This window comes from Mycobacterium sp. IDUB_24 (assembly GCF_055419385.1).
In genome coordinates this window covers 353,383-379,748 of sequence record NZ_JBVAXO010000001.1, presented here as the reverse complement: position 1 = coordinate 379,748, position 26,366 = coordinate 353,383, and the positions used below count along the sequence as shown (strand labels likewise).

26 protein-coding genes, 1 tRNA gene and 1 pseudogene are annotated in these 26,366 nt (G+C 66.7%); 10 read left to right on the top strand and 18 right to left on the bottom strand.

Annotation, left to right across the window (positions count from 1 at the left end; translation table 11 throughout):
- Positions 1-5 precede the first annotated feature (5 nt).
- From pdxS to ACZYZF_RS01870, 9 genes are all read right to left on the bottom strand, one after another.
- A complete protein-coding gene (gene pdxS / locus ACZYZF_RS01910; RefSeq protein WP_463745978.1) occupies positions 6-917 on the bottom strand; it encodes a pyridoxal 5'-phosphate synthase lyase subunit PdxS in 912 nt (303 codons plus the stop codon).
- Between the two features lie 101 nt (positions 918-1,018).
- Complete coding sequence (locus ACZYZF_RS01905) at positions 1,019-2,077, bottom strand: NUDIX hydrolase (RefSeq protein ID WP_463834370.1); 1,059 nt, start codon at positions 2,075-2,077, stop codon at positions 1,019-1,021.
- Between the two features lie 2 nt (positions 2,078-2,079).
- Positions 2,080-3,204, bottom strand: coding sequence for a glycosyltransferase family 4 protein (locus tag ACZYZF_RS01900; RefSeq protein ID WP_463745658.1), 1,125 nt, complete (start codon positions 3,202-3,204; stop codon positions 2,080-2,082).
- Between the two features lie 34 nt (positions 3,205-3,238).
- On the bottom strand, positions 3,239-4,081 hold the full coding sequence (locus tag ACZYZF_RS01895) for a phosphatidylinositol mannoside acyltransferase (RefSeq protein ID WP_463745977.1): 843 nt from the start codon (positions 4,079-4,081) through the stop codon (positions 3,239-3,241).
- A gap of 65 nt (positions 4,082-4,146) precedes the next feature.
- Positions 4,147-4,833, bottom strand: a complete 687-nt coding sequence (pgsA, locus tag ACZYZF_RS01890; RefSeq protein WP_463745657.1) for a phosphatidylinositol phosphate synthase — start codon at positions 4,831-4,833, stop codon at positions 4,147-4,149.
- Positions 4,830-5,447 carry an ATP adenylyltransferase gene (locus ACZYZF_RS01885; protein ID WP_463745656.1) on the bottom strand — a complete coding sequence of 206 codons (618 nt, stop codon included), beginning with the start codon at positions 5,445-5,447 and terminating at the stop codon, positions 4,830-4,832. The genes pgsA and ACZYZF_RS01885 overlap by 4 nt, the downstream gene beginning before the upstream one ends.
- Positions 5,444-7,504 carry a threonine--tRNA ligase gene (thrS, locus tag ACZYZF_RS01880; protein ID WP_463834368.1) on the bottom strand — a complete coding sequence of 687 codons (2,061 nt, stop codon included), beginning with the start codon at positions 7,502-7,504 and terminating at the stop codon, positions 5,444-5,446. The genes ACZYZF_RS01885 and thrS overlap by 4 nt, the downstream gene beginning before the upstream one ends.
- A 61-nt stretch (positions 7,505-7,565) precedes the next feature.
- A complete protein-coding gene (locus ACZYZF_RS01875) occupies positions 7,566-7,997 on the bottom strand; it encodes a TIGR02611 family protein (RefSeq protein ID WP_463745654.1) in 432 nt (143 codons plus the stop codon).
- On the bottom strand, positions 7,994-8,626 hold the full coding sequence (locus tag ACZYZF_RS01870) for a PaaI family thioesterase (RefSeq protein WP_463745653.1): 633 nt from the start codon (positions 8,624-8,626) through the stop codon (positions 7,994-7,996). The genes ACZYZF_RS01875 and ACZYZF_RS01870 overlap by 4 nt, the downstream gene beginning before the upstream one ends.
- Positions 8,627-8,657: 31 nt before the next feature.
- Between ACZYZF_RS01870 and ACZYZF_RS01865 the strand changes: the two genes are divergently transcribed.
- From ACZYZF_RS01865 to ACZYZF_RS01840, 6 genes are all read left to right on the top strand, one after another.
- On the top strand, positions 8,658-9,155 hold the full coding sequence (locus tag ACZYZF_RS01865) for a DUF1990 domain-containing protein (protein WP_463745652.1): 498 nt from the start codon (positions 8,658-8,660) through the stop codon (positions 9,153-9,155).
- Positions 9,156-9,274: 119 nt separating this feature from the next.
- Entirely contained in the window at positions 9,275-9,922 is a 648-nt protein-coding gene (locus ACZYZF_RS01860) for an ABC transporter permease (RefSeq protein ID WP_463745651.1), read from the top strand.
- Complete coding sequence (locus tag ACZYZF_RS01855; protein ID WP_463834367.1) at positions 9,915-11,102, top strand: ABC transporter ATP-binding protein; 1,188 nt, start codon at positions 9,915-9,917, stop codon at positions 11,100-11,102. Before ACZYZF_RS01860 ends, ACZYZF_RS01855 begins: the two co-directional genes overlap by 8 nt.
- Positions 11,099-11,878 (top strand): ABC transporter permease, encoded by a 780-nt coding sequence (locus tag ACZYZF_RS01850; protein ID WP_463834365.1) that lies wholly within the window; start codon positions 11,099-11,101, stop codon positions 11,876-11,878. Before ACZYZF_RS01855 ends, ACZYZF_RS01850 begins: the two co-directional genes overlap by 4 nt.
- On the top strand, positions 11,878-12,837 hold the full coding sequence (locus ACZYZF_RS01845) for a glycine betaine ABC transporter substrate-binding protein (protein WP_463834364.1): 960 nt from the start codon (positions 11,878-11,880) through the stop codon (positions 12,835-12,837). Before ACZYZF_RS01850 ends, ACZYZF_RS01845 begins: the two co-directional genes overlap by 1 nt.
- 89 nt (positions 12,838-12,926) lie before the next feature.
- Positions 12,927-13,994, top strand: coding sequence for an NAD(P)H-dependent amine dehydrogenase family protein (locus ACZYZF_RS01840; RefSeq protein WP_463745647.1), 1,068 nt, complete (start codon positions 12,927-12,929; stop codon positions 13,992-13,994).
- On the opposite strand, the gene ACZYZF_RS01835 is transcribed toward ACZYZF_RS01840, so the two are convergent.
- The 4 genes and pseudogenes from ACZYZF_RS01835 to ACZYZF_RS01820 all read right to left on the bottom strand — a co-directional run bounded on the left by ACZYZF_RS01835 (position 13,995) and on the right by ACZYZF_RS01820 (position 17,519).
- On the bottom strand, positions 13,995-14,792 hold the full coding sequence (locus ACZYZF_RS01835) for an SDR family NAD(P)-dependent oxidoreductase (protein ID WP_463745646.1): 798 nt from the start codon (positions 14,790-14,792) through the stop codon (positions 13,995-13,997). It lies immediately after the preceding gene.
- A gap of 10 nt (positions 14,793-14,802) precedes the next feature.
- Positions 14,803-15,666, bottom strand: coding sequence for a metal-dependent hydrolase (locus tag ACZYZF_RS01830; RefSeq protein WP_463835108.1), 864 nt, complete (start codon positions 15,664-15,666; stop codon positions 14,803-14,805).
- A 138-nt stretch (positions 15,667-15,804) separates the two neighbouring features.
- Positions 15,805-16,581, bottom strand: a pseudogene (locus ACZYZF_RS01825) (NADPH-dependent oxidoreductase); the annotation flags it as partial.
- The gene (locus ACZYZF_RS01820) at positions 16,581-17,519 is read right to left on the bottom strand and encodes a TauD/TfdA dioxygenase family protein (RefSeq protein ID WP_463745643.1); all 939 of its coding nucleotides are present in this window, start codon (positions 17,517-17,519) and stop codon (positions 16,581-16,583) included. The pseudogene ACZYZF_RS01825 and the gene ACZYZF_RS01820, both read right to left, overlap by 1 nt.
- Positions 17,520-17,816: 297 nt before the next feature.
- Between ACZYZF_RS01820 and ACZYZF_RS01815 the strand changes: the two genes are divergently transcribed.
- Both ACZYZF_RS01815 and ACZYZF_RS01810 read left to right on the top strand, forming a co-directional pair.
- Positions 17,817-18,749 (top strand): LysR family transcriptional regulator, encoded by a 933-nt coding sequence (locus tag ACZYZF_RS01815; RefSeq protein ID WP_463745642.1) that lies wholly within the window; start codon positions 17,817-17,819, stop codon positions 18,747-18,749.
- On the top strand, positions 18,746-19,762 hold the full coding sequence (locus ACZYZF_RS01810; RefSeq protein WP_463745641.1) for a ketopantoate reductase family protein: 1,017 nt from the start codon (positions 18,746-18,748) through the stop codon (positions 19,760-19,762). The genes ACZYZF_RS01815 and ACZYZF_RS01810 overlap by 4 nt, the downstream gene beginning before the upstream one ends.
- On the opposite strand, the gene ACZYZF_RS01805 is transcribed toward ACZYZF_RS01810, so the two are convergent.
- Both ACZYZF_RS01805 and ACZYZF_RS01800 read right to left on the bottom strand, forming a co-directional pair.
- Positions 19,759-21,060 (bottom strand): cytochrome P450, encoded by a 1,302-nt coding sequence (locus ACZYZF_RS01805; protein ID WP_463745640.1) that lies wholly within the window; start codon positions 21,058-21,060, stop codon positions 19,759-19,761. The genes ACZYZF_RS01810 and ACZYZF_RS01805 overlap by 4 nt on opposite strands.
- Before the next feature lie 119 nt (positions 21,061-21,179).
- Positions 21,180-22,049, bottom strand: coding sequence for a polysaccharide deacetylase family protein (locus ACZYZF_RS01800; RefSeq protein ID WP_463745639.1), 870 nt, complete (start codon positions 22,047-22,049; stop codon positions 21,180-21,182).
- Between the two features lie 59 nt (positions 22,050-22,108).
- Between ACZYZF_RS01800 and ACZYZF_RS01795 the strand changes: the two genes are divergently transcribed.
- Positions 22,109-22,465 carry a MerR family transcriptional regulator gene (locus ACZYZF_RS01795; protein ID WP_463745638.1) on the top strand — a complete coding sequence of 119 codons (357 nt, stop codon included), beginning with the start codon at positions 22,109-22,111 and terminating at the stop codon, positions 22,463-22,465.
- Between the two features lie 8 nt (positions 22,466-22,473).
- Here the strand turns inward: ACZYZF_RS01795 and ACZYZF_RS01790 are convergent, their stop codons facing one another.
- Positions 22,474-22,878, bottom strand: coding sequence for a DUF302 domain-containing protein (locus ACZYZF_RS01790; RefSeq protein ID WP_463745637.1), 405 nt, complete (start codon positions 22,876-22,878; stop codon positions 22,474-22,476).
- Between the two features lie 90 nt (positions 22,879-22,968).
- On the opposite strand from ACZYZF_RS01790, the gene ACZYZF_RS01785 reads away from it, so the two are divergent.
- Positions 22,969-23,682 carry a TVP38/TMEM64 family protein gene (locus ACZYZF_RS01785; protein ID WP_463745636.1) on the top strand — a complete coding sequence of 238 codons (714 nt, stop codon included), beginning with the start codon at positions 22,969-22,971 and terminating at the stop codon, positions 23,680-23,682.
- A gap of 3 nt (positions 23,683-23,685) precedes the next feature.
- On the opposite strand, the gene ACZYZF_RS01780 is transcribed toward ACZYZF_RS01785, so the two are convergent.
- Positions 23,686-26,076 (bottom strand): Tex family protein, encoded by a 2,391-nt coding sequence (locus ACZYZF_RS01780; protein WP_463745635.1) that lies wholly within the window; start codon positions 26,074-26,076, stop codon positions 23,686-23,688.
- A gap of 105 nt (positions 26,077-26,181) precedes the next feature.
- Positions 26,182-26,256 (bottom strand) — tRNA-Val (locus tag ACZYZF_RS01775).
- Positions 26,257-26,366 lie beyond the last annotated feature (110 nt).

Genomic DNA, 26,366 nt, shown 5'->3' with positions numbered 1-26,366 from the left:
GCTCATCACCAACCGCGTTCGGCGAGCCGATGCGGTGCGGCGATCTCCTCGACATTGATGCCGACCATGGCCTCACCGAGACCACGCGACACCTTGGCCAACACATCGGGATCGTCGTAGAACGTGGTGGCCTTCACGATGGCCGCGGCACGCTGCGCCGGGTTGCCCGACTTGAAGATGCCCGATCCCACGAACACACCCTCAGCACCGAGCTGCATCATCATCGCCGCGTCGGCGGGGGTGGCGATGCCGCCCGCGGTGAACATCGTGACCGGCAGCTTCCCGGCCCGGGCCACCTCGACCACCAGGTCATAGGGTGCCTGCAGCTCCTTGGCCGCGACGTACAACTCGTCCTCGCTCATCGAGGTGAGCCGACGGATCTCGCCGCCGATCTTGCGCATGTGGGTGGTGGCGTTGGAGACATCCCCGGTGCCGGCCTCGCCCTTGGAGCGGATCATCGCCGCGCCCTCGGTGAGACGACGCAGGGCCTCGCCCAGGTTGGTGGCACCACACACGAACGGCACGGTGAACTTCCACTTGTCGATGTGGTTGGTGTAATCGGCCGGGGTCAGCACCTCGGACTCGTCGATGTAATCCACACCCAGGCTCTGCAGGATCTGCGCCTCGACGAAGTGGCCGATGCGCGCCTTGGCCATCACCGGGATGGTGACCGCGGAGATGATGCCCTCGATCATGTCGGGATCGCTCATCCGCGACACCCCGCCCTGGGCCCGGATATCGGCGGGGACGCGCTCCAGCGCCATGACGGCGACGGCTCCCGCGCCTTCGGCAATCTTTGCCTGCTCGGGGGTGACGACGTCCATGATCACGCCGCCCTTGAGCATCTCAGCCATCCCCCGCTTCACGCGTGCGGTACCGGTCTGGTTGCTCGAACCGTTCTGCGCTGCGGCAACGATTCCCCGGTCGCTGCGCTCCTGCCCACCGATATCCATCGCAATTACCTCCAAATTCCCACTGATTCAGTCTAGTAAAGCCGCCAAATCCATTAAATCCGCAATCACCGGATGGCTTGCAGCTCCCGATGCGCGTTTCCACGCGTATTCGCCGGCGGCGCTGTCGACTGTTCGGCCAGTTCATTGGCCTGAGCCAGCAGCTCACCCAGTTGAAGCGGATACACGGCCTCCCCGCCGGCAACCAACTCGGCGATCATTGTTGCATCGCACCAGCGGTGGCCGTGAATGTAGTGCCGTTCCAGCGTCGTGCGCCCCGTTACCGACGGTTCGAACCGGGCGGTCCGGTGGATGAAGAAGAACTCCTCGCTGCGGATCACCGAGGCGTTGAAGTCGATGACGGCCTCGCGCCGCCACACCGGCCCCACCAGCTGGGCCGGCGCCGCCTGCAACCCGGTCTCCTCGGCGAGCTCACGCACCGCCGCGGCCGCCATGTCCTCCCCGGGGCGGACGGCGCCGCCGACGGTGAACCACCACCGCGGCGCCGGATTGTCCGGATTGTCGATCGCGGGGTCGCTGCCGTGCAGCAGCAACACCGCGCCGGTCTCGTCGAGAAGCACCACACGGGCGGAGGTCCGGCGGCTCACCGGGTTCATCTCGGCTTGAGAGTCCGGGCGTTCCACGATCTCGAAATAGGTTGGCAACGCGGCTGTTCCACCGAGCCGGAGCGCCCGCACCATCGGACGCTCCCGCAGCGCCAGGGTGTCGCGGACGGCGTCGTTGTGGAAGCGTCGGGCCAGCAGCACCCGGGCTTCGGCATCGGCGAGTTCGGCGACCAGCGCCACCGGCAGATCGGCCGGGTCGACTGCCGTCAGTGCCGCCGACAGATCGTTCTCGGCCGCCTCACGCGCCGCACGGGGCGCCCGCTCGGCGACGTCCGCCAGCTTCGCCAGACGTTTGCCCTCGGGAGCGCCGGCATAGGCATCGACCGCGACGGCACGAGCCACGACGGCACGACGGGCCAGTGCGCCGTCCAGCGCCAGCCACGACAGGTCGTAGCGCACGTGGAGCCGGTCGAGCCGGTTGGCAGTCTGGTACGCCCATCCGCCGACGAGCAGCAGAACGACCACCAGGGCCACTGCCGCGATCACAATCCAGGTCAACATGGTTAGTCGCCCACCTGCACTTTCACCCCGGGGCTTGCCACCGTCTCATAGACCCGCAGGATCTGGCCGGCCACCACCGACCAGTCGTATCGTGCCACCCGCCCGGAGGCCGCCTCGATGTACCGCTCGCGCTGTGCATCGTCGCCGAGGACCTCGATGAGCGCGTCGGCCAGGGCGTCGGGGTCACCGACCGGCACCAGGCGCCCGGCCTGACCCTGATCGAGAACGCGGGCAAAGGCATCCAATTCACTGGCCACCACGGGCGTCCCGGCTGCCATCGCCTCGACCAGAACGATGCCGAAGCTCTCCCCGCCGAGGTTGGGTGCGCAGTAGACATCGGCGCTGCGCATGGCCGCGGCCTTGGCGTCGTCGTCGACCTGCCCCAAGAAATGCAGGTGCCCGGCGAGCTCACCGGCCTCCGCACGGAGCGCGTCCTCATCGCCGCGCCCCACGACCAGAATCTCGATGTCGGCGAACCGCCGCACCAGTTTCGGCAGGGCGCCGAGCAGAACCGGCATCCCCTTTCTGGGTTCGTCGAAGCGCCCGAGGAACAACACGCTGCGGCCGGGCCGCGGATAGCCTTCGAGCCGGGGCGCATTCGCGAACGACGGCACATCGACACCGTTGGGGATCTCGACCGCATCCGAGCCGAGAGCCTCCATCTGCCAGCGCCGCGCCAGGTCCGACACCGCGATCCGGCCGACGATCTTCTCGTGATAGGGACGCAGAATCCCCTGAAAAACGCTGAGCGTCAACGATTTTGTCGTCGACGTGTGAAAGGTCGCCACAATCGGCCCTTCGGCGGCCTGCAGTGCCAGCATGGAGAGGCTGGGTGCATTGGGCTCGTGCAGGTGCAGTACGTCAAACTCACCCTCGGCGATCCACTTCTTGACCTTGCGGTGGGTGGCCGGACCGAACCGCAGCCGGGCCACCGAGCCGTTGTACGGGATCGGTACGGCCTTTCCGCCCGACACCACGTAATCGGGCAGCTTCACATGCGGCGACGACGGCGCCAGGACGCTGACGTGATGCCCGCCCGCGCGCATCACCTCGGCCAGTTGCAGCACATGGGATTGCACACCGCCCGGGACATCGAACGAGTACGGGCAGACCATCCCGATACGCATGGCTAGCTCCGTCGCCTCTTCGCGCAAGCGCTCATCAGGTGGTACCCAGTCGGGCACGACGCTCGTGGGACAGATCGGCCAACCACTGCGGCTGCAGCATGTGCCAGTCAGCCGGATGCGCGGCGATGTTCGCCGCGAACCGGTCGGCCAACGCCTGGGTCACCGCGGCGACATCCCCCGAAGAAGTGTCGAGGGCGTCGAAAATCTCGACCACACAATCGTCCCCGTCATAGTGAACATGTGCCGGGTGGAGTGGGGACCCGGTTTCGATCGCCAGTTTGGCCGGCCCCGCGGGCATCCGGGTGGGCTCACCGAAGAAGTCGACCTCCACACCGTTGCGGGTGAGATCCCGGTCGGCCATCAAGCAGACGAACTTGTTGTCCCGCAACCGCTCCGAGAGCACCTCGAACGGTGGACGCTCGCCACCGGACAACGGGAACACCTCGAATCCCAGGCTCTCCCGATAGTCGATGAAACGCCGGTACAGCGACTCTGGCTTGAGCCGTTCGGCGACAGTGGCGAAGGTGCCGAACTGCTGAGCCAGCCACACCCCGGCCATGTCCCAATTGCCGCTGTGCGGCAGTGCCAGCACCGCGCCGCGGCCCGCCGCGTGGTCGGCCCGCAGTTTGTCGGCGCCGATGAACACCTCATCCACGCGCTCGGCCACGGCGATCAAATCCATCGACGGCAACCGGAACGCCTCCCGCCAGTACCGGGCGTAGGAGGCCAACGCGGCGCGCATCAGCTCATCCGGGACCTCGGCCGGGGCCACGCCGACCACTCGTGCCAGGTTCTTGCGCAGCTGCTTCGGGCCGCCACCGCGGGAGGCGTACAAGGCACCCGCGTCGAACACGTTGCGCGCCACGATCTCCGGCATCGCGCGGACGAGCTGCCAACCTGCCGCATAACCCAGATCGGTCACCTGCCCGGACAGCGGAATGTTCACGAGTCTCCCGGATCCGTTGTGTCGCTACCTTCGGGCTGTGAGGGCTGCAGTGGTTGCAGCAGGTCCATGGCGCCCGCCGAAGTACGCACCGCGTGCAGCCGCTGCGCCACGGTGATGACGCTGGCCACGGCAAGCAGCCACGCGGCGACGTGCAGCAGCCACGGCACATGCAGGATCGGCACACCGGACAGTCCGGCTCCGACCAGCACGATGACCAGCCGCTCCGGGCGCTCGATGATGCCGCCGTCGCCGCGCAGGCCGCTGGCCTCCGCGCGTGCCTTGATGTACGAGATCACCTGTGAGGTGACCAGGCAGATCAGGATCGCCACCACCAGCGTGGCGCTGTGGAGGCCGAATGCAGCCCACCACAGCAGGCCGGCGAAGATGGCACCGTCGGCTATCCGGTCACACGTCGCGTCCAGCACGGCGCCGAACCGGGTGCCGCCACCGCGTTCTCGGGCCATTGCCCCGTCGAGCATGTCGGCCAGGACGAAGACGAACACCGCGAACGCGCCCCACCACAACTGGCCCATCGGGAAGAGGGTCAGCGCGGCGGTGACCGACCCGGCGGTGCCGACGATGGTGACGATGTCCGGGGTCAGGCCTGCGCGCAGCGCCGCCTTGGCCACCGGCCGCGACAGCTTGGCGTAGGCCGCCCGGCTCATCAGGAACAGATTGCTCACGGCCGACGGGCCCATTCTGTCGCCAGCAGTTCCCGGGTCTCGCTCAGGAGCTGCGGAATGACCTTGGCGCCGCCGATGATCGTGATGAAGTTCGCGTCGCCACCCCAGCGCGGCACCACGTGCATGTGCAGGTGCTCGGCCAGCGATCCCCCGGCCGACGTGCCCAGGTTCAGGCCGACGTTGAATCCGTGGGGGCGCGAGACGGCCTTGATCACGCGAATCGCCTTCTGCGTGAACGCCATCAGCTCGGCGCTCTCGGCCTCGGTGAGGTCCTCCAGTTCCGACACCCGCCGGTACGGCACCACCATGAGATGGCCCGGGTTGTACGGGTAGAGGTTGAGCACGGCGTACACCAGTTCGCCGCGGGCCACCATGAGCCCGTCCTCGTCGGACATCTCGGGGATGTCGGTGAACGGCTGCGACGAACCGGCCGAGCCGATCTTGTTGTCGCTCTTGACCGCATCGACGATGTAGCTCATCCGGTGCGGGGTCCACAACCGCTGCAGGTGGTCGGGTTCACCCACACCATGGTCGATGATGGCGTCTCCGCCGCCGTGGTCCGTGTTGGCGTCTCCGCCGCCGTGGTCGACGAACGACCGCTCGTCGTCGGTCACTGGCTGGTTCCCACTTTGACCAGATCGGCCGTCGGCACCGCATTGTTGCGGTCGGCGATCCACTTCACGATCGCTTCCACGGCGTCGTCGAGAGGCACTCCGTTGATCTGGGTGCGGTCACCGAACCGGAAGCTGACGGCTCCGGCTTCAAGGTCCTTGCCCCCGGCCAGCAGCATGAACGGGATCTTCTGGTTGGTGTGGTTGACGATCTTCTTCGCCATCCGGTCGTCGCTGCCGTCGACCTCGACCCGCACGCCGCGCGACTTCAGTTGGGCGGCAACGTCATACAGGTAGTCCAGGTGGGCATCGGCGACCGGGATACCGACCACCTGCACCGGCGCCAGCCAGGCCGGGAACGCACCGGCGTAGTGCTCGGTGAGCACCCCGAAGAAGCGTTCGATCGAGCCGAACAGGGCGCGGTGGATCAGCACCGGACGCTGCCTGCTGCCGTCTGCCGCCGTGTACTCCAGCTCGAACCGGTCGGGCATGTTGAAGTCAAGCTGGATGGTCGACATCTGCCAGTTACGACCCAGCGCGTCCTTGACCTGAACCGAGATCTTGGGTCCGTAGAACGCCGCGCCGCCCGGATCCGGCACCAGATCCAGACCAGAGGCCTCGGCCACCTCACGTAGCGTCTGAGTCGCCTCCTCCCAGACGTCGTCGTCGCCGACATACTTCTCGGGATCCTTGGTGGACAGCTCCAGGTAGTAGTCGTCCATCCCATAGTCCGAGAGCAGGTCGAGCACGAACTGCAGCAGGGAGGTCAGCTCGTCGCGCATCTGCTCACGCGTGGTGTAGATGTGCGCATCGTCCTGCGTCATGCCGCGCACGCGGGTCAGGCCGTGCACCACACCGGACTTCTCGTAGCGGTACACCGAGCCGAACTCGAAGAGCCGCAACGGAAGTTCGCGGTACGAGCGGCCCCGCGCCCGGTAGATCAGGTGGTGCATGGGGCAGTTCATCGGCTTGAGGTAGTAGTCCTGCCCGGGCTTGCGCACGGTGCCGTCGTCGTTGTACTCCGCGTCGATGTGCATCGGCGGGTACATGCCGTCGGCGTACCACTCCAGGTGACCCGACGTGATGTAGAGCTGTTCTTTGGTGATGTGCGGGGTGTTGACGAACTCGTAGCCGGCCTCGGAGTGCTTGCGCCGCGAGTAGTCCTCCAGCTCCTTACGGATCACACCGCCCTTGGGATGGAAGACCGGCAGACCGGAGCCGAGCTCGTCGGGGAAGCTGAACAGGTCCAGCTCCACGCCGAGCTTTCGGTGGTCCCGGCGCTGCGCCTCCTCGATGAGCTCGAGGTGACGGTCGAGGGCCTCCTGGGACTCCCAGGCCGTGCCGTAGACGCGCTGGAGGCTGGCGTTGTTCTGGTCACCGCGCCAGTAGGCGGCGCTGCTACGGGTCAACTTGAACGCCGGGATGTACCTGGTGGTCGGGATGTGCGGGCCGCGGCACAGATCGCCCCAGACCCGTTCCTTGGTGCGGGCGTTGAGGTTGTCGTAGGCGGTGAGCTCGTCTCCACCGACTTCCATGACCTCGGGATCGTCCGCGCCCGACTTGTCGTCGACCAGCTCGAGCTTGTACGGCTCACCAGCCAGTTCCTCGCGCGCCTGATCCTTGGATTCGTAGACGCGCCGGGAGAACAGCTGACCGTCCTTGACGATCTTCTGCATCCGCTTCTCGAGCTTTTCCAGGTCCTCTGGGGTGAACGGCTCGGCGACGTCGAAATCGTAGTAGAAGCCATCGGTGATCGGCGGCCCGATACCCAGCTTGGCCTGCGGAAACAGGTCCTGCACGGCCTGAGCCAGCACGTGGGCACACGAGTGCCGGATCACGCTGCGCCCGTCGTCGGTGTTGGCGGCCACCGGCGTCACCTCGACATCGGTGTCCGGGGTCCAGGAAAGATCACGCAGGCGCCCCTCGCCGTCACGCACCACCACGATCGCGTCGGGGGTCCCCCGACTGGGCAGATCCGCCTCGCGCACCGCCGCGCCGGCGGTAGTCCCGGCCGCGACCCGGATCGGGGCAGCGGGGGCTGGGCTGGGGGCGGCGCTCATCGGGGAGTCTCCTACCATGCGAGGGCTAGTGCGAACGCTGTCATGCTATCGGTGGCCCTGATCAGGACCCCAGCCCGATAGGGCTCTCGAGCCACTGTTGCTCCAGTCCGACCAGTCCGGCGCTCCAGCCGATGACGCCGAACAGCCACAGTGTGCCCACCACGACCAGTCCGGTGAACGCCGCGCTGAGCCCCTTGACCGCGATGTGCTGGCGATCGAACCAAGCCATCACGGCGTCGTAGCGGGCCCGGACGTAACGCAGCGCGCGTTTCGCGAAGTCGAATTCGCTGGCCAGGATCGCCAAGCCGAGAAACACGATGGCCCAGCCGGGACCCGGATACGGGATCGCCACGATGCCCACCGCCAGCACGAGCGTGCCGACGACACCGACGACGATGCGGTAGGTGAATTCGGCGGCCGGGCGTGACCGCAAACGCTCCCGCCAGCGCGTCCAACGCTGCTTCACCGCGGTGAGATTGGCGGCCAGGCTCATGGCTGCCCCGGCTTGAGCCGGACGAACAACGCTTCAGCGTCCGCGAGCACGTCGTCGCCGTCGAGCAGGCGGCCCTCGACGAAGATCTTGCGTCCCTCGATCCGGTCGATGCCTGCCTGCACCTGTAAGTCCTTCTCGATCGGGGCGATCTTGCGGTAGTTGACATGCAGATACGCGGTGCGCTGATACATGCTGCCGGTCAGCTTGGCGGCGGTGTAGCCGAGCAGCGAATCGAACAGCAGGGCCAGCGAACCGCCGTGTACCGCACCGTTGCGCCCCAGGTGAAAGCGCCGGAAGTGGGCGGTTCCGGCGATCCGGTTGTCGGCGGTCCGTTCCAGATGCACCGGCACGTTGTTGACGTTGCCACGGTTGGGCAGGTCCATTCGGCGACCGGACGGTGAATTCCATTCGTCTGCTTCATACGGCGCCAGCAGCGCCGACACCTTCTCGATCAGGTCGGCGGCCTCGGTGATCACCTCGTCGGGTGCGTCGGCGCTGCGTGCATGGTCGCCAAGCGTGCGCACCGCTTCGATGAACCGGCCGTAATCGGGGCCGCCGCGATCGGTGGGATCTGGCGGGTTGAACCCACCGCCGGGGTGGTTGCCGGCGGTGTCGATGTCTGGGGCCACACCGCCACCGTATTGGTGTCATGGTGGTGACGTGAAACTGCACGACCTGGCACGGCTGTCTTTGACTTATCCGGAGGTGGGCGCCACAGCGGGTGACCTGCCCGCGGGTTACCACCACATCCGGGCGTCGGCGGAGATCGGCACCGGCCGCGATCGCTTCGAGCGGGCGGGCGCGGACGTGTTGCGATGGGGTATGCAACACGGCGCGGGCTTGCGGGTGCGGGCCACTTCTGAAGCCGCCGAGCAGGGCACCGAACTGATCGTCCGGCTGGGCCCGGTACCGGCGCCATGCCGGGTGGTCTACGTGCTCGACGAAGCCGACCGGCGGGGTTTCGCCTACGGCACGCTGGCCGGACATCCCGAGTCCGGTGAGGAGCTCTTCTCGGTCCGGTACGACCCGGCGACCGACACCGTGCACGCCGAAGTGGTTGCGTTCTCCCGTCCCGCCACCTGGTGGAGCCGGTTGGGCGGGCCGGTGACCCGGCTGCTCCAGCGGGTCGTCACCGGCCGATATCTGAAAGCGGTCTGACGGCGTGCCGACGCCGCCCGTAATGCGCCGGCGACCGCCCGGCCTTGACTAGGCTCCTATTTGCCCGGCGACGGGGAGCTGCTGTCCCCGGGTAACCGACTGGAGGCGCTGCGTCGTTCATGGGCTTTTTCGAGTTTGTACGAGACCGCTGGTCGGTCCTGTCCTTTCTCGCCTATCAGCACATGAGCCTGGTGGTGCAGACGCTGCTCATCGCAACCGTGGCAGCACTGTTGGTCGGGGTATTGATCTATCGCTCGCCTTGGGGCAGCGCGCTCGGAAACACCCTGACGTCGGTCGGCCTGACGATCCCCTCGTACGCATTGCTCGGCGTGCTCGTCGGCATCGTCGGTATCGGGGTGCTGCCGTCGGTCCTCATGCTGGTGTTCTTCGGCTTCCTGCCGATCCTGCGGAACGTGCTGGTCGGCCTGGCCGGCGTGGACCGCGCCCTCATCGAGTCCGCCCGCGGGATGGGCATGGGCCGACTGGCCACCCTCGTCCGCCTCGAACTGCCACTGGCCTGGCCGGTGATCATGACCGGGGTACGGGTGTCCGCGCAGATGCTGATGGGCATCGCCGCCATCGCCGCATATGCCCTCGGCCCTGGCCTGGGCGGCTACATCTTCTCCGGCATCTCCCGCACCGGAGGCGCCAACGCGACCAACTCGATCGTGGCCGGCACTGTCGGCATCCTCATCCTGGCAGTCATCTTGGACACCGTCCTCAACGTCATCACCCGCCTGACCACACCGAGGGGGATCCGTGTCTGACCCGGCCACCAATGATTCCGAAACCGTCGAGACAAGTGGCGTGCGGATCCTGCTCGACGGCGTGAGCAAGCGCTACGACGCGAAATCCGCTCCGGCAGTGGACAACATCACGATGGAGTTCCCTGCCGGCGAGATCGTGATGCTCGTCGGCCCGTCCGGTTGCGGCAAGACCACCACGATGAAGATGATCAACCGGCTGATCGAGCCGACCAGCGGACGCATCCTGATCGGCGACGACGACGTCACCCGTCACGACCCCGACCAACTCCGGCGCCACATCGGCTACGTGATCCAGGGCGCGGGATTGTTCCCGCATTACACCGTCGGGGAGAACATCGCGATCGTCCCGAGGTTGCTGAAATGGGACAAGGAGCGGATCTCCGCCCGTATCGACGAGCTGCTCGAGCTGGTGAATCTCGATCCGGCCCAGTACCGCGACCGCTACCCGCGCGAGCTGTCCGGCGGCCAGCAGCAACGCGTGGGCGTGGCACGGGCGCTGGCCGCCGACCCGCCGGTGCTGCTGATGGACGAGCCGTTCGGCGCGGTCGACCCCATCACCCGCCAGCGACTGCAGGACGAACTGCTGCGCCTGCAGGATGAGCTGCGCAAGACAATCGTCTTCGTCACCCACGATTTCGACGAGGCGGTCAAACTCGGCGACAAGATCGCGATCCTGCAGCAGGGTTCGGAAGTCGTTCAGTACGACACACCCGAACAGATCCTGGCCAATCCGGCCAACGACTTCGTCCGCGGCTTCGTCGGACACGGTGCGGCGCTCAAGCAGCTCACCCTGACCCGGGTCCGCGATGTCGAGTTGCACGAGGCGGCCGTCGCCCACGTCGGCGGTGATCCAGCCGAAGCGATCCGTGCCGCGCGGGCCATCGAGCGTGAACACGTCATCGTTTTGGACAGCCAAGATCGCCCGCTGCGCTGGATGTCGCTGGCAGAGCTGGAAGACCCGCGATCCCTTCAGCAGGTGCGCCGGGACGAGGATCTCGAAAAGGTCAGTCTCGCTTCGACACTCAACGATGCGCTCGATGTCATGCTGACCTCGTCGCACGGCGTGGTGGTGGTGACCGGGCGGCGCAATGTCTACAAAGGCGTGATCCGGGTGGAGACCATCATGGACGCGATGGCCGACGTGCGCAGCGCGGCACACCCCGCGGAGCCGACCACATGACCACCGCCACACCGGAATTCGAGGCCTCGGCCCTGCCGGCCGAGCCATCCGCACGGTTGGGGCTCGGACGCTGGCTGGTGCAGCCGCTGGCCTGCATTGCGGCCGTGGTGGGTTCACTCGTTTACGTCAACGTCGCGCACGTGTCGGAATCCGAGCAGCGGTCACTCGGCATCAGCCAGCTACTGACGCTGCTGCGCCAGCACATGATGATCAGCGTGGCCGCCACGGTGCTGACGTGCCTGGTGGCGATCCCGCTCGGGATCGCGCTGACCCGCGGCCCGATGCGGCGCTACGCCAAACCGATCATCACCGTCGCCGGGTTCGGGCAGGCCGCACCGGCAATCGGATTGATCGCGCTGGGCGCGGTGCTGTTCGGGATCGGCAGCCTGGGCGCCATTGTCGCGCTGACGGTCTACGGCGCGCTGCCGATCGTCGCCAACACCGTCATCGGACTCGACGGCGTCGATCGTCGACTGGTCGAGGCGGCGCGTGGCATGGGTATGTCAGCGTTCGCCACGCTCGTCAAGGTGGAGCTGCCGCTGGCGCTGCGGGTGATCGTCGCGGGTGTCCGCACGGCGCTGGTGCTCATCGTCGGCACCGCGGCGCTGGCCGCGTTCACCGGCGGCGGCGGGCTGGGCCAGCTCATCACCACCGGCATCAAACTGCAGCAGACCGTGACCCTGGTAGTGGGCGCGATCCTGGTGGCGGCGCTGGCGCTGTTCATCGACTGGTTGGCGCGCATCGTCGAAATCGTCGCCGCACCAAAGGGACTCTGATGCGAGGTCCCCTGCGCCTTCTTCTCGCCGTGGCCGTGGTGGTTGCGGTGGCGGCGGGGTGCGGGCTGCGGTCGGCGAGCGGCGCGGTGCTCGAAGCGAAACCGGGAACCATCCAGCATTACGACTCGCTGGAGGGCGTGTCGATCACGGTCACCGCGAAGGATTTCACCGAGCAGCTGATCCTGGGCAACATGGTGTCCATCATCCTCAACGCGGCCGGCGCCGATGTCACCAACATGACCAACACTCCGGGCAGTTTCGGTGTGCGCCAAGCCATGCTGGACGGCACCGCGAATGTCTCACCGGAATACACCGGCACCGGATGGATCAACTACCTGGGTAACGAGCAACCCATCAAGGACCCGGTGGCGCAATGGCAGGCCGTCAACGAGGCCGACAAGGCCAACAACCTGACCTGGCTGCCGCCGGCACCGATGAACAACACCTATGCCTTCGCGATCCGCGAATCGGAGGCCCAGCGGCTCGGGGTGACCAAACTCTCCGACCTCAAGCGGCTCCCCCGGCACGACCTGACGTTCTGTGTGGAAAGCGAATTCGCCAACCGCAATGACGGATTCGTGCCCATGCTGCAGACCTACGGGCTGACCCGCGGCGACCTGGGCCGGGTGACCCATCTGGACACCGGCGTCATCTACACCGCAACCGCCAACGGTGACTGCAACTTCGGAGAGGTGTTCACCACCGACGGCCGCATCCCCACCCTGAATCTGCGGGTGCTGGAGGACGACAAGCAGTTCTTCCCGCTCTACAACCTCACCGAGGTCATCGCCACCGACCTGCTCGACGCCCATCCCGAGCTCGCCGAGATCTTCGCCCAGCTCAATCCGCGGCTCACCAACGAGACCATGATGATGCTCAACGCGAAAGTGGACAGCGACGGCGACGATCCGGCCATCGTGGCGCGCGAGTGGCTGATCGCCGAGGGGCTGCTGACGTAGCCCGATTTCTCCGACCGCCGTACACCGGGACGCAAAATGGCTAGCCTGTCGAACCATCGCACTGCGGCGAAATCGAAGGCGGAAAACGTATGGCATACCGGGTAATTCAATGGGGTACCGGCGCGGTGGGCGTGGAGACGCTGGGGGCGACCCTCGACGACCGCCCTGACCTGGAGCTGGCCGGGGTCCGGGTGTACTCGGCATCGAAGGACGGCGTCGACGTCGGCGACCTGCTGGGCCGGGAGCCGATCGGTATCCGCGCCACCACCGATGTGCAGGCGATCCTCGCGCTGGACGCCGACTGTGTCGTCTACACCCCGCGGATCGCCGTTCTGGATGACGTGTGCGCGATCCTGGCCAGCGGCAAGAACGTGGTGACGACGGCATTCCTGTTCCACCCGCGGCGTCTGCCCGAGACCGACCGCGACCGACTGCTGGCGGCCTGCACGGCAGGGGGCACCACTGTGCACGGCAGCGGTATCAACCCGGGCAATCTCTCGGGCGCGTTGCCGTTGGTGCTGTCGGGGATGAGCCGCACGATCGACAAGGTCACGCTGCAGGAACGTGCCGACTGGTCGGACTACGACAGCACCCACATCACGTTCGACAACATGTCGTTCGGGAAGCCCGTCTCCGACATCGGAGCGGACGCCACCGAGTTCCTGGCGTTCAACAACGAGATCTTCTCCCAGCAGGTGTGGCTGCTGGCCGATGCGCTGGGCGCCGGCATCGACGAGGTCACCACGTCGGTGGATGCTGTCGCCGCGCGCCACGACCACCAGATCTTCGACCACGTGCTGGCCGCCGGAACCACTGCCGGGCAACGGTGGAACTGGGTGGGAGTGCGTGACGGTGAACCGCTGATCGAGATCGAGGCGCTGTGGACCGTCGGCAACGAGTACCCCGATCATTGGCCGCGGCCCAAGCACGGTTGGACGCTGACCATCGAAGGTGACCCGTCCATGCAGACCCACTTCGTCAGCCTGGCGAGCTTCACCCGTGAGGCCACGATGGCCGAGCACGTGCGGTCGGCCAACGTCGCCACGGCGATGCAGGTCCTCAACGCGGTACCCGAGGTGTGCGACGCCGAGCCCGGTTTCGCGACGCTCGCGACGCTGCCACTGATCCGCAGCCACACCGGTTTTCGGCGGCGCTGATTACCTGACGATGGCCGAGCTGGGTTCCCTCGGCGCCCCCAGCATGTCGCGGTGGGACGGCGGCACCCGCCCGCCTTCGTCGGTGATGCCGTAGCGGGTCGCCAGTTCGGCACCGATCACGGTGTGACCGGACAGCTGCGCCAGCTCCGGGTCCCGATACAGCGCGTCGATCAGATACCCGGTGAACTCAGGGGTTTCCGCGTGCTCGGCGGTCTTGGCCAGCGCATCGGGGTGTCCGGCGAACGCAGCCTTGAACTTCTCGGTGAGCAGGATGCCCATCCAGATCGACACCGTCGACACCCCGGTGTCGGCGAAATCGACCGCCATATCCGCGGCGAGCTTGTCCACGCCGGCCTTTTGGGCTCCGTAGGCGGGTCCGTGCATGTAGGCCACCGATCCGGGTGACGACGTGAACGCGATCAGGCCGTGCTCGGCGGCCAGCAGCAGCGGTGCGGCATACCAGGACGCCACGTACGACGACCGCAAGCCCACGTCGAGGACATCAGCCAGCTCGATCGGCTTCTCCCAGAAGGGTTTCGGGTTGACCAGATCGTCGTGGACCGAGGCAGCGTTGTTGACCAGGAGATCGAGCCGACCCTCCTGCTCTCCGATCCGCTCGAACAGCGCTCCCACGGCGGCGTCGTCGGAATGGTCGAGCTGCACCGGGATGCCGCCATCGGCATCTGTCACGGTGCGGCCGGTGACGTATACCCGCCACCCCTTCGCGATCAAGGCCGTGGCAATCCCGCGGCCAGCCCCGCGGCTTCCTCCCGTGACGACGGCAACCGGTGTATCCACAGGGTCCAACCTACGGTGCGCCGTTTCTCGTGTGCGTGAAGGACGTCATGTCGGTGCCGCGTTCGTATTCGGCCATCCAGGTATCGGCCCACGCGGGCAGCGGCTGAGCGGCCGGGTTGTGGTTGGGCATCTGGGACAACGCCAGCCGCCACACCATCTTGGCCAGGTCTCCGGTCGGCACCGTGCCGAACAGGGTCGCGGGACCCCGTTGCCGCGCCTTGCGGCGACTGCCACCGGGACCGCGGTAGGAGAACTCGTCGACCAGGAGGCGGATCGACATCAGTTCCTCGGCCGATACGGCGCGTTGTTCGAAGGGGACGACCTCGTCGACGACCCGCGCGATCGCCGCGGCCACCTCACCGATGTGGCGGAACGTGGCGCGCACGTGACGAACGCGGTACCACGCGTCGTCGCTGAGGTGCCGGTACAGCAGGAGCCCGGAGCTACGGTGCTCGATCTCCTCGACGAAATGCCACGTCATCAAGGCGGCCACGCGCCCGTCCGATCCGTCGAACAGCGAATTGCGGTTGTCCAGTATGACTTTGAACAGCGGGGTAAAGGTGGCTTCCAGGTTGGCGATATAGGCGGCGTGGAACTCGACGGGGTGGGCAGCGATGAGATTGTCGAAGGACCGCGTCGCCGCATCGTAGGCCCGCTGCAGCCCCGGGTATTGCGCGATCAGTGCAGCCATGTGCTTGCGATGCGCCGCGGCGTGCTGCCCCTCCTGGCGCAGGAACGCGTCCGCCTCGACGGCGACCTCGGGCGACTCATCGAGCCTGTCCTGCGCCGTACGCAGCGCCTTGATCAGATACCGCTCGAACGGGACCGCGATGAAGGTGACACATTGCAGAACATGCCGAAATTCGGGTTGCACGGTTGCCACAGGAACGGCACCGTCGGGTCGAACTCCCAGCGGATCTTGCGTACAACCAGGTCGGTCATCTCTCGAGCGTGGCAGTTCCGCGCCCGTGCGTAAACCCGGCGATTGGACCCGACCGGTCACCGCGAGGGGCAGGCCGAGGCGTTCGAGCTGCTCACGCAGGCGGTGTCGTCCGGACAGGGAGTGCGGGCCGGCCAACCGGCTCAGCACCCGTTCGCTCCAGCTGCCCGACAGTCCGTAGCGCGTGTTGTAGACGGCCAACCGCTCGTCATAGGCGGACAGATGCGAGTCGGCGGAGCCTGCGTCGTACTGCTCTTGGTGCAGTACCGCAGCCTGGGGCAGCCGCGGTTTGATCCCGGCGTTCTCCGTCGGATCGGGGTTGCCGACGGCCAGCCCGAACGTCGCCACGGCGTGCGGCGGCAGACTCAGCTCTGCCGCCACCTCCTCCGGATGGTTGCGGACGGCACCGACGAAAACTGTTCCGAGACCCTGCGATTCGGCCGCCACGACGGCGTTCTGCGCGGTGTCGACGAACCCGGTGATCGTGGTTTCGAGGTAGTCCGCGCCGTCCAAGGCCACGCGGAACCGCTGCGCCAACCGGCGGGCCCGCCCCAGATCGGCCACCCAGACCAGGAACAGCGGGGCCTCGTTGACGAACTGCTGGTTGTTGGCCAGAGCGGCCAACCGGGCTTTGCGCAGCGGGTCCCGCACGGCGATCACGCTCCACGGTTGCAGGTTCGACGAGGTCGCCGCGGACTGAGCCGCGGCGACCAGCGCCGCCAGTTGCTCATCGCCCACGGGTTGCGCGGTGAACTTGCGTACCGAACGGTGCGCCAGTTGCAGTGCCAGCGTGGGGTTGTGGACGTCGAGCGTCGCATCGACATCGCCGTAGCGCGCGATAACCGTCATCAGGATCCCAGGAACGGCACGCCGGAGACCGATTCGGACTCGCGGCCGTCGACACCCTTGGGGATGTCGCCTTCGAGGGTGACGCGGTAGAGCACCCGGTCGTAGTCGAGGTGCCCGGCGTCGGGAATTGCCAGGTGTGCGGTCGCCCGGTTGTCCCAGAACGCGATACTGCCCGGGGCCCAACGGAACCGGACGGTGTACTCGGTGCGGGTGGCCTCGTCCCACAGCAGTTTCAGGATCGCCTCGCTCTGCGACGGGGTGTAACCCCGGATCTTGCGCGCACCCCGGGTGAAGCCAGGGCTCACGAACAGGGCGCGCTCCCCCGTGACGGGATGTACCCGGACGGCAGGGTGGTACGACACGAGATTCGCCTCACGCACCTTGCGATCGCGCTGGCTGCCCTCGACGGCCTGAGTGTTGAACTGGTGCTTGATGTCGAGCTTGTCGGCGAAGTCACGGAGCTCCTTGGGCAGGTTCTCGTAGGCCGCGACAAGGTTGGTCCACGCGGTGTCACCTCCGTACGGCGGCAGGATGTGGGCCCGCAGAATCGAGGCAGCCGGCGGATTCACCAGTGCGGTCACATCGGTGTGCCAGCTGCTGTCGTACGACGTGCGCTTACGGCCGAGATGACGCTCGTAGCGGCGGCTGTCGATCGGAAGGATCTCGGGGAAACCCTCCGGCGGCTCCTCCTCGTGCGGGTGGGCCGGGGTCACCTTACCGAAGTGCCGGGCGAAGGCGATCTGCTCGGCGTGACCGATCTCCTGATCGCGGAAGAAAATCACCTTGTAGGTGTGCAGCGCAGTGCGGATCTCCTCGATCACGCTGGGCTCCAGCGTGTTACGCAGGTCGACTCCGCGGATCTCGGCACCGATGTATCCGGCTTGTGGAACGACGTCCAGACCGGTGTCGGTGAGTCGCTTTTCGGTGACGTCGGTCATCTGTGGGCTCCCTTGTGGTGGTGTGATCGTGGGCCGAGCGAGGCGGCATTGCCCGCCTCGCTCTCGTCAGCGTCAGCGCGGAGGCGACCCTGAACAAGCGTCTTTCGCTACCGGAACCTTTCAGTGCGACTTAACATCTCAGGCGATGCCGGCAGGCACGAGAATTACAACCGCCGTGATTCCTACGCTCCACGCCGCACAAAGCCCTGATCAGAGCCTCGGCGCTGGTCAGAGGACGCGACACAACGGCCGTACCCCTCCGCCGGTCTGCGACCATCACCTCGCAGGAGGTAAGAGATGCTGGACTTACGTCGGATGATGTTGTTGTCCGATCTCGCAGACCTCGGCTCGGTGACCGCCGTGGCCGAACACCGCAACATCACGAGTTCTGCGGTATCCCAACAGCTTCGCGTCCTCGAAGAGGAAGTGGGTGCGGTGCTGTTCCGCCGGGACGGGCGAACCCTCGGACTCACCCGTAGCGGTCAGGTCCTCGCCGAACACGTGCGCCGCGTTCTGGCCGCCGTCGACGAAGCCATGAGCGCGGTCGCCGAAACCAGGGATCGGGTGGCGGGGCAGGTTGCGATCGCCACGTTCAACATGGGGATCCCGACCCTGGCTGTTCCCCTGATGCAGCAGCTCGGTGCCGAGGAGCCGAATCTGCGGGTGCAGGTTCGACAGGACACGAGCGTGGCCGCAATACGGTTGCTGCGTCAGAGCGAGGTCGACGTCGCGATCACGTGCCAATACGACTTCCTCGGGCCTGATTCCACCGGCGGCCTGACCACGGTGCCGTTGCTGTTCGAGCCGTTCGTGCTGCTCGCTCCCACCCAGTCGCACCTGCGTATCCGCACGCAGGGCCTGTCCGCACTTGCCGACGGGTTCTGGGTGACCGGCCCGCAGAGTTCCGGCCTGGACATCGCCGCCACAAAGGCATGCGAGAAGGCCGGTTTCACCCCGCAGGTCAAGCATCGGCTGATCGGCGCCCAGAACATCTGCGAGCTGGCGGCCACCGAGGTAGCGTCGGCCATCGTGCCCAGGTTGTCTGTTCCGTCCAAGCTGCACGGACTGATCGTGGATGGCCTCGCGCTCGGCGGACGCACCATCAGTGCTGTGGTCCGCGCCGGCCGGCAGCGCGATCCCAACATCGCACTGATCCTGCGCACCCTGCGGACGATCGCGGATCAGGCGCTACCCGGGCAGTCCGCCGAGTCGCTGGGCGTCGCATCGTGACAACGCCTCGACCACTCGTGGTGTACGGAGTCGGCGCGATCGGCGGTGTGATCGCCGCCCGACTGTGGCTGGCCGGTTTCGACGTTACCGCCGTCGCCCGGGGCGAGCACCTCGACGCAATCCGCTCCCGCGGCCTCACTCTGGTGACGCAAGCCGGGGCGGACACCGTGGCAATACCGACCGCGGCGGGCGCCGGCGAGGTCGACTGGTCGACCGACCCAGTGGTGATACTGGCGGTCAAGAGTCACCAAACTGCCTCGGCCCTGGACGATCTCAGTGCGCACGCCCGGCCGGAAACGCCGGTGCTCATCGCTCAGAACGGCGTCACCAACGAGGCTGCCGCCCTCCGGAGGTTCGCCAACGTGTACGGCGTGACGGTGATGCTCCCGGCCGCCCACCTCGAACCCGGTGTGGTCATCCAACAGAGCCATCCGGTGGCGGGGATTCTCGATCTCGGCCGCTACCCCACCGGCCATGACAGGCTGGCCGAACAGACGGCCGCGACGCTGCGCGAGGCCCGGTTCCATTCGCTGGTTCGCGATGACATCGTGGCCTGGAAATACCGCAAGCTGATCGCCAATCTCGGTAACGGGGTGATCGCGGTGTACCGTCCGGGACCCGACGCTGACGAATTGGTCGCCCGCGCCCACTCAGAGGCCGAACATGTACTCACCGCCGCCGGGATTCCCTTCGTCACTGCCGAACAGGACGCACTGCGCCGCGGAGACCTGCTGCAAGGCCGGGTCAACGGCGACTACTTGAGCTCCACTTGGCAGAGCGTGGCCCGGGGTCACACTCAGGTCGAAACCGACTGGTTCAACGGCGAGATCGTGTTGCAGGCCCGCCTGCACGGTTTGCGCGCACCCGTCAACGAGCTGATCCAGCGGGTCACCGCCGACCATGCCCGGGTAGGGCGTCCGGTGCGTTCACTCGACGCCGCCGCCGCGCTCAAGAAACTCGGGGCCGCCACGATCCCATCGCGCCCCAACGGCATCCCTATCGCGTCGGCCTAGACAGCCGTGGTCCAGGCGACCGGCAGGTGTTTGACACCGTGCACGAATGCCGACCGCAGGATGGCGGGTTCACCGATCGCCACGATGTCGGGCACCTGGCGGCGCAGTTCGTCGAAGGCCACCCGGATCTCCCGCCGGGCGAGATTGGCTCCCAGACAGAAGTGCACGCCACCCCCACCGAATCCGATGTGCGGATTGGGGTTTCGCAACACGTCGAACCGCCACGGGTCAGCGAAGGTCTGCTCGTCACGGTTGGCCGAGTTGTACCACATCGAGACCTTGTCGCCCGCCTTCATCTGGACGCCGCTGCGCTCCACGTCCCCGGTGAGCGTGCGCCGCATGAAGATGATCGGTGTCGCCCAACGCACGATCTCTTCGACTGCCGTCGGCGATACCGCGTCGAAGTCGTTCCACCACGTGGCACGTTCGTCGGGATAACGGCTGAGCGCCACCATGCCGTGGCTGATCGCGTTGCGCGTCGTATCGTTGCCCGCGGCGGTCAACAAGATGAAGAACGACGCGATCTCGTTGGACGACAACCGTTCTCCGTCGACTTCGGCCTCGACGAGACTGGTCGTCAGGTCGTCGCCGGGGTGTTCACGGCGCTGTTCGGCCAATGCGACGCCGTAGCCGGCCAGCTCGGTGGCCACCTGCAGATACGAGCTGAATTCGTCGGTGGACACCTCGTCGTCCCCGGCCCCCATGAGGACCGATGTCCAGTGGAAGAGCTTGGCCTGATCTTCTTCGGGGACGCCCATCATGTCGCAGATGATCTGCAGTGGCAGAGGCGAAGCCACCGCCTCGACAAAGTCTGCGGTGCCGCCCGGATGTGCGTCCACCATCTCCGAGACCAGGCGATGCGCGCGGTCCCGCACACTCTGCTCGATCCGCGCGATCACCTTGGGTGTGAAGGCACGGTTGACGATGCACCGCAGCCGGGTGTGGCGGGGGTCGTCCAGCGTGATCATCGACCCGAAGAACTCTGCGATCTCGGCGGGGACGTCGTTGAGGGTCGTGCTCGTGGGACTGGAGCTGAACAGCTCCGGATGCCGGCTGACGAAGTGCACGTCGTCATGGCGGGTCAGCGCCCAGTGCCCGGAGCCACCGGGGAATCCGGCGTACTCAGCCACCTCGAAAAACGAGATCGGGGCGTCGCGCCGGAGGGTGGCGAAGGCTCCATCCCTGACATCGTCGTCACGCCCCCAGAAGTCGAGCGATCCGAGGTCGATCTCGGCGAGCGGCACCGACGGTGGCGTGGCGCCGTTGGTGCGGTGGGCGATGCCGGTGATTGCTGTCATCGTGGTCCTCTCCGCGTTACCTGGCGACACGAACCAGCGATTATCGGCCCCGCCGCTTATCCGCAGTGTGACATCCACCACAGCGCGGGTCCAGCATTGTGAGCCCAATCGTGCTGCGGTTACTGGCGTTCGCAATCAATCCGTTGGGTTGCCGCGATCTCGTCGCTGGTCGTCAACCACGCATCAGGTTGCGCGGCAAGGTACTCCAGGACCTGCTCGAGGTACTTGTGCCGGAAGGGTTGTCCGATCACGAACGGATGCAGCGCCAACGCCATTACCCGACCACTGGTAGCGGAGTCCGCATGCAGCTGCTCGTACTGGTCGATCACCATCTGCACGAACTCGGGCCCGGTGAAACCTTTTCCGAAAATCAGAAGGTCGTTGAGTTCCACCGAATACGGCACGCTGAGCATGTCTGGGACTATCAGCGGGTACGGCTGGTCATCGTTGGTCCAGTCGAGGACATAGTGAAAACCGAGTTCGGCCAACAATTCCGGGGTGTGAGCGGTTTCGGTCAAGCCCGGCCCCATCCAGCCGCGCGGGCGCCGGCCCGTCGCATCCGTGATGTCGTCCGCGATCCTGGCGAGAATCCGACGCTCCTCCCCGACGCCGAAACCGGTGTGCAGTATCGAATTGGTCTGCCCGTGCGCCAGCCATGTCCAATTGCGTTCCACACCGGCGGCCACGATCTGCGGATGGTGTTCGATGACAGCCGAATTCAGCAGCACACTGGGTTGTACACCGTACCGGTCGAGGGCCTCGATCATGCGCCAAATCCCCACTCGGGCGCCGTAATCGCGCCAGCCGTAGTTGAGCGCATCCGGGGTCAGCTCCGCGGTGCCCGGCCAGATACTCGTCGAGGGCCGGTCGGCGAGGAAGTGTTCGACGTTGAGTCCGATGTACACCGCGACACGCGCGCCACCGGGCCAATGGATCGGCGCGCGTTCAGTGATGGGGCTGTAGGTGAAAGGCGGCTGCGACGTGGTCATGACGAACGGTACGAGCTGACACCGATGTCAGGGTCAAGTCACGTCGGTATAACTGGCATATGCGTATAGGCGAACTCGCGCACCGCACCGGGGTCAGCCAACGGTCGCTGCGCTATTACGAGGAGCAGGGCCTGTTGGTGTCCGACCGCACCCCGGGCGGGCAACGCGAGTATCTGGAGAATGCCGTCGACCGCGTGATACGCATCCAGGAGCTCTACGCGGCAGGGTTGCACAGCCGCACCATCTCATCGCTCCTGCCGTGTATGCGCGATGCCGACGGCGGACCTGCCCCGGAGGCCACACCCCGCCTACTGAGCGAGCTTTCCGCCGAACGCAACCGGCTCGAGCAGGCGATCCGGGACTTGTCGACGTCACGCGAGATTCTCGACGGGGTGATCGACGCGGCGTCGGGGTGACTCGGCTCCTACAGAGTGTCGAGTGCTGCCTGCAGGCGTCGGCCGACTTCGGCCGCGATATCGACCAGGGCCGGCGCGTCAGTCACCTCGGGCATCAGGCTGGGATTCATCGCCTCGACGACGATCACCGCGTCATCACCAGGACCGGCGCGCAGCACCACATTGCACGGCAACAGCACGCCGATCTGCGGAAACGCGTTGAGCGCCTGCTGCGCGAACTGAGGGTTGCAGGCACCCAGGATCAGATAGTCCCCCAAGGCCTCGCCGGCACCACCGCCTAGTTTGGCATTCAGCGTCGCCCTGATATCGATCTCGGTCAACACCCCGAACCCCTGGCCGGCCAGCGCTTCTCTCGTGCGAGCGACAGCCTCGTCGAACGGCCCTCTTGTGGTGGTCACCAATGCGATGTCCATCTCCTATTCCTTCCGTCCTCTCGTCGCACCCGCATCTGACCTCACGCTACGCGTCGAGATGTCGCACGATGCGGAACAATCGTGGCCGACATGACTGACGCCAATCCCCCCGCCATCAACCGGCGACCGCACATACTGCGGCTCGTCGCCTTCGCGGCATTTCTGTTCGGCCTGTTCTACCTGGTGGCCGTGGCCCGCGTCATCGATGTCGACGACATCCGGGCCCTGGTCGCCTCGACGGGACCCGCTGCACCACTGGCCTACGTCGTGGTCTCGGCCTGTCTCGGCGCGCTGTTCGTCCCCGGCCCGATCTTGGCCGCGGGAAGCGGTGTGCTGTTCGGCCCGGTCCTGGGCACCTTCGTGACCTTGGGCGCCACGGTGGGCACGGCCGTAGTGGCCAGCCTCGTTGGTCGGCGCGCCGGCCGTGACAGTGCCCGGGCCCTACTCGGGGCGCAGCGGGCGGACCGGCTGGACCACCAGATCCAGCGGGGCGGCCTGTGGGCGGTCGTCGGGCAGCGTTTTGTTCCAGGCCTGTCCGACGCCCTGGCCTCCTACGCCTTCGGGGCATTCGGTGTGCCGTTGTGGCAGATGGCGGCCGGGGCCTTCATCGGCTCGGTGCCGCGCGCATTCGTCTACACCGCACTGGGCGCGTCCATCGGTGACCTTTCGGCACCGTTGGCCTACACCGCGATCGGCGTGTGGTGTGTCACCGCCGTCATCGGGGCGTTCGCCGCCCACCGCGGCTACCGCTCGTGGCGTCGCCACCACTCCGGGGCCGACCAGGCCCCGGAGCAGACGTCGTAACCGCTACTTTCCGAAACCGGCGTTACGCAGCGCCTCGGCCATCGACCCCGTCGGTTGGCTGGTCTCGCGACGCCCGGAGTTGTTGCCGCGGTTCTGGTTTCGCCGATCCCCGCCCCGGCTCTGATTTCCGCCGCGGTTCTGGCCTCCCTGACCACCCTGGGCGCCTTGGCCGCCCCGGTCGGGCCGCTTGCCCTGCTGCGGGGTGTCGTTGAGCCTCAGGGTCAAGCCGATGCGCTGCCGCTCCACGTCGACTTCGACAACCTTGACCTTGACCACCTGTCCGGACTTCACCACCTCGTGTGGGTCGGAGACGAACCGGTCGGCCATGGCCGAGACGTGCACGAGCCCGTCCTGGTGCACACCCACGTCGACGAATGCACCGAAGGCCGCCACGTTGGTCACCACACCCTCCAGGACCATGCCGGGCTTGAGGTCCCCGACCTTCTCGACACCGGCAGCGAAGGTGGCCGTGGAGAACGCCGGACGCGGATCACGCCCCGGCTTCTCCAGTTCGGCCAGGATGTCGGTCACCGTGGGCACACCGAACCGCTCGTCGGCGAACTCGGCAGGCTTGAGCTTCCGCAGGGTGCGCTCGTCACCGATCAACTCGGCCAGCGTCACGTTGGAGCGGTCCAGGATGCGCCGCACCACCGGGTAGGACTCGGGGTGCACCCCGGAAGCGTCCAGTGGGTCCTCACCGTCGCGGATCCGCAGGAAGCCCGCGCACTGCTCGAAGGCCTTGGGGCCCAGGCGCGGAACATCCAGCAGCGCCTTACGGCTACGGAACGCGCCGGCGCTCTCGCGGTGCGCCACGATGGCCTCGGCCAAGGATTCGGTAACCCCCGAGACCCGGGCCAGCAGCGGCACCGAAGCGGTGTTGAGATCCACTCCCACCGCGTTCACCGCATCTTCGACAACCGCATTGAGGCTGCGCGCCAACGAGCCCGGCGTCACGTCGTGCTGGTACTGCCCCACCCCGATCGACTTCGGATCGATCTTCACCAGCTCCGCCAGCGGATCCTGCAGCCGGCGGGCGATCGAGACCGCGCCGCGCAGCGTCACATCGAGGTTCGGCATCTCGCGGGCCGCGTATTCCGACGCCGAGTACACCGACGCACCCGCCTCGCTGACCATGGCCGTCACCGGCGCCTTCGCCCCCGCGGACCGGATGTCGGCGATCAGCTCACTGGCCAGGGCATCGGTCTCACGCGAGGCCGTCCCGTTGCCGACGGCGATCAACTCGACGTTGTGCCGGGCGATCAGCGCCGCCAGGACGGCTTTCGACTGGTCCCACTGCTTCTGCGGCTGGTGCGGGAAGATCGCGCAGGTGTCGACGACCTTGCCGGTCGCGTCGACTACGGCGACCTTGACCCCGGTGCGGAAACCCGGGTCCAAGCCCAGGGTGGTGCGGGTGCCGGCCGGTGCGGCCAGCAGCAGGTCCTTGAGGTTGCGGGCGAACACCGCCACCGCCTCCTCCTCGGCGCGCTGACGGAGCCGGATGCGGGCGTCCACCGCGGCCGAGATCATCAGCTTCGCGCGCCAGGCCAGCCGCACGGTGGTGGTCAACCACGGAGTGGCCGGGGCCTTGGCGGCCATGTCGATGCCGAGCGATTGGGCGATCATCGCCTGGTACAGCTCGTCCTCGCCACCGTCGAAGTTCAGTGACAGTGCCTGTTCCTTCTCGCCGCGCAGCACGGCGAGCACCCGGTGCGACGGCATGTTCTCCAGCGGTTCGGAGAACTCGAAGTAGTCCCGGAATTTTTGCGCGGCGGGGCTTTTCGCCGCTTCCTCGGACCACGGCGCAGTGCGCAGCGATCCGTCGGCCCAGAACTTCTCGCGAGTCGCGCCGACCAACTCGGCGTCCTCGGAGGCCCGCTCGATGATGATGTGGCGAGCCCCTTCGAGCGCCGCCGGCGCGTCGGCGATCTCGTCGTTGAGGAACTCGCCGGCAACCTCGTCGGGCACCAGCGTCGGATCGGCCAGCAGCCGCTCTGCCAGCGGTTCCAGGCCGGCTTCCTTCGCGATCTGCGCCTTGGTGCGACGTTTGGGCTTGTAGGGCAGGTAGATGTCCTCGACCCGAGCCTTGGTGTCGGCGGCCATCAGAGCCGTCCGCAGCTCGTCGGTGAGCTTGCCCTGCTCCTCGATGGAGGCCAGCACTGCCTCTCGACGCTGGTCGAGCTCACGCAGGTAACCCAGGCGCTCCTCCAGGAGGCGCAGCTGGCCGTCGTCGAGGCTGCCGGTGACCTCCTTGCGGTACCGGGCGATGAACGGCACCGTTGCGCCCTCGTCCAGCAGGGCCACTGTGGCGACGACCTGCCCCTCACGCACGGCGAGTTCCTCGGCCAGACGGGCAGTTACGGATTTGATGGTTCCGACGGTCACGCTCTGAGTCACGTCGGAGGACCCTACCGAATCGGACGGACAACACTCGGTCACGCCGACGTGTGTGTCCGGCCACTAAAAAACGGCCCCGGATTTCTCCGAAGCCGTTTGTGATGATGGTGGTCCCGGCTGGTATCGAACCAGCGACCTTCCGCGTGTGAGGCGGACGCTCTCCCACTGAGCTACGAGACCGTGGGAACGACGTCGAACACTAGCACGCGTGGGCGGTCAGCCCCGAATCGGCGCCCACGCATTCGACTTGTTTGATTTGCCAAATATGCACGCCGATGCGGGCGTATGGT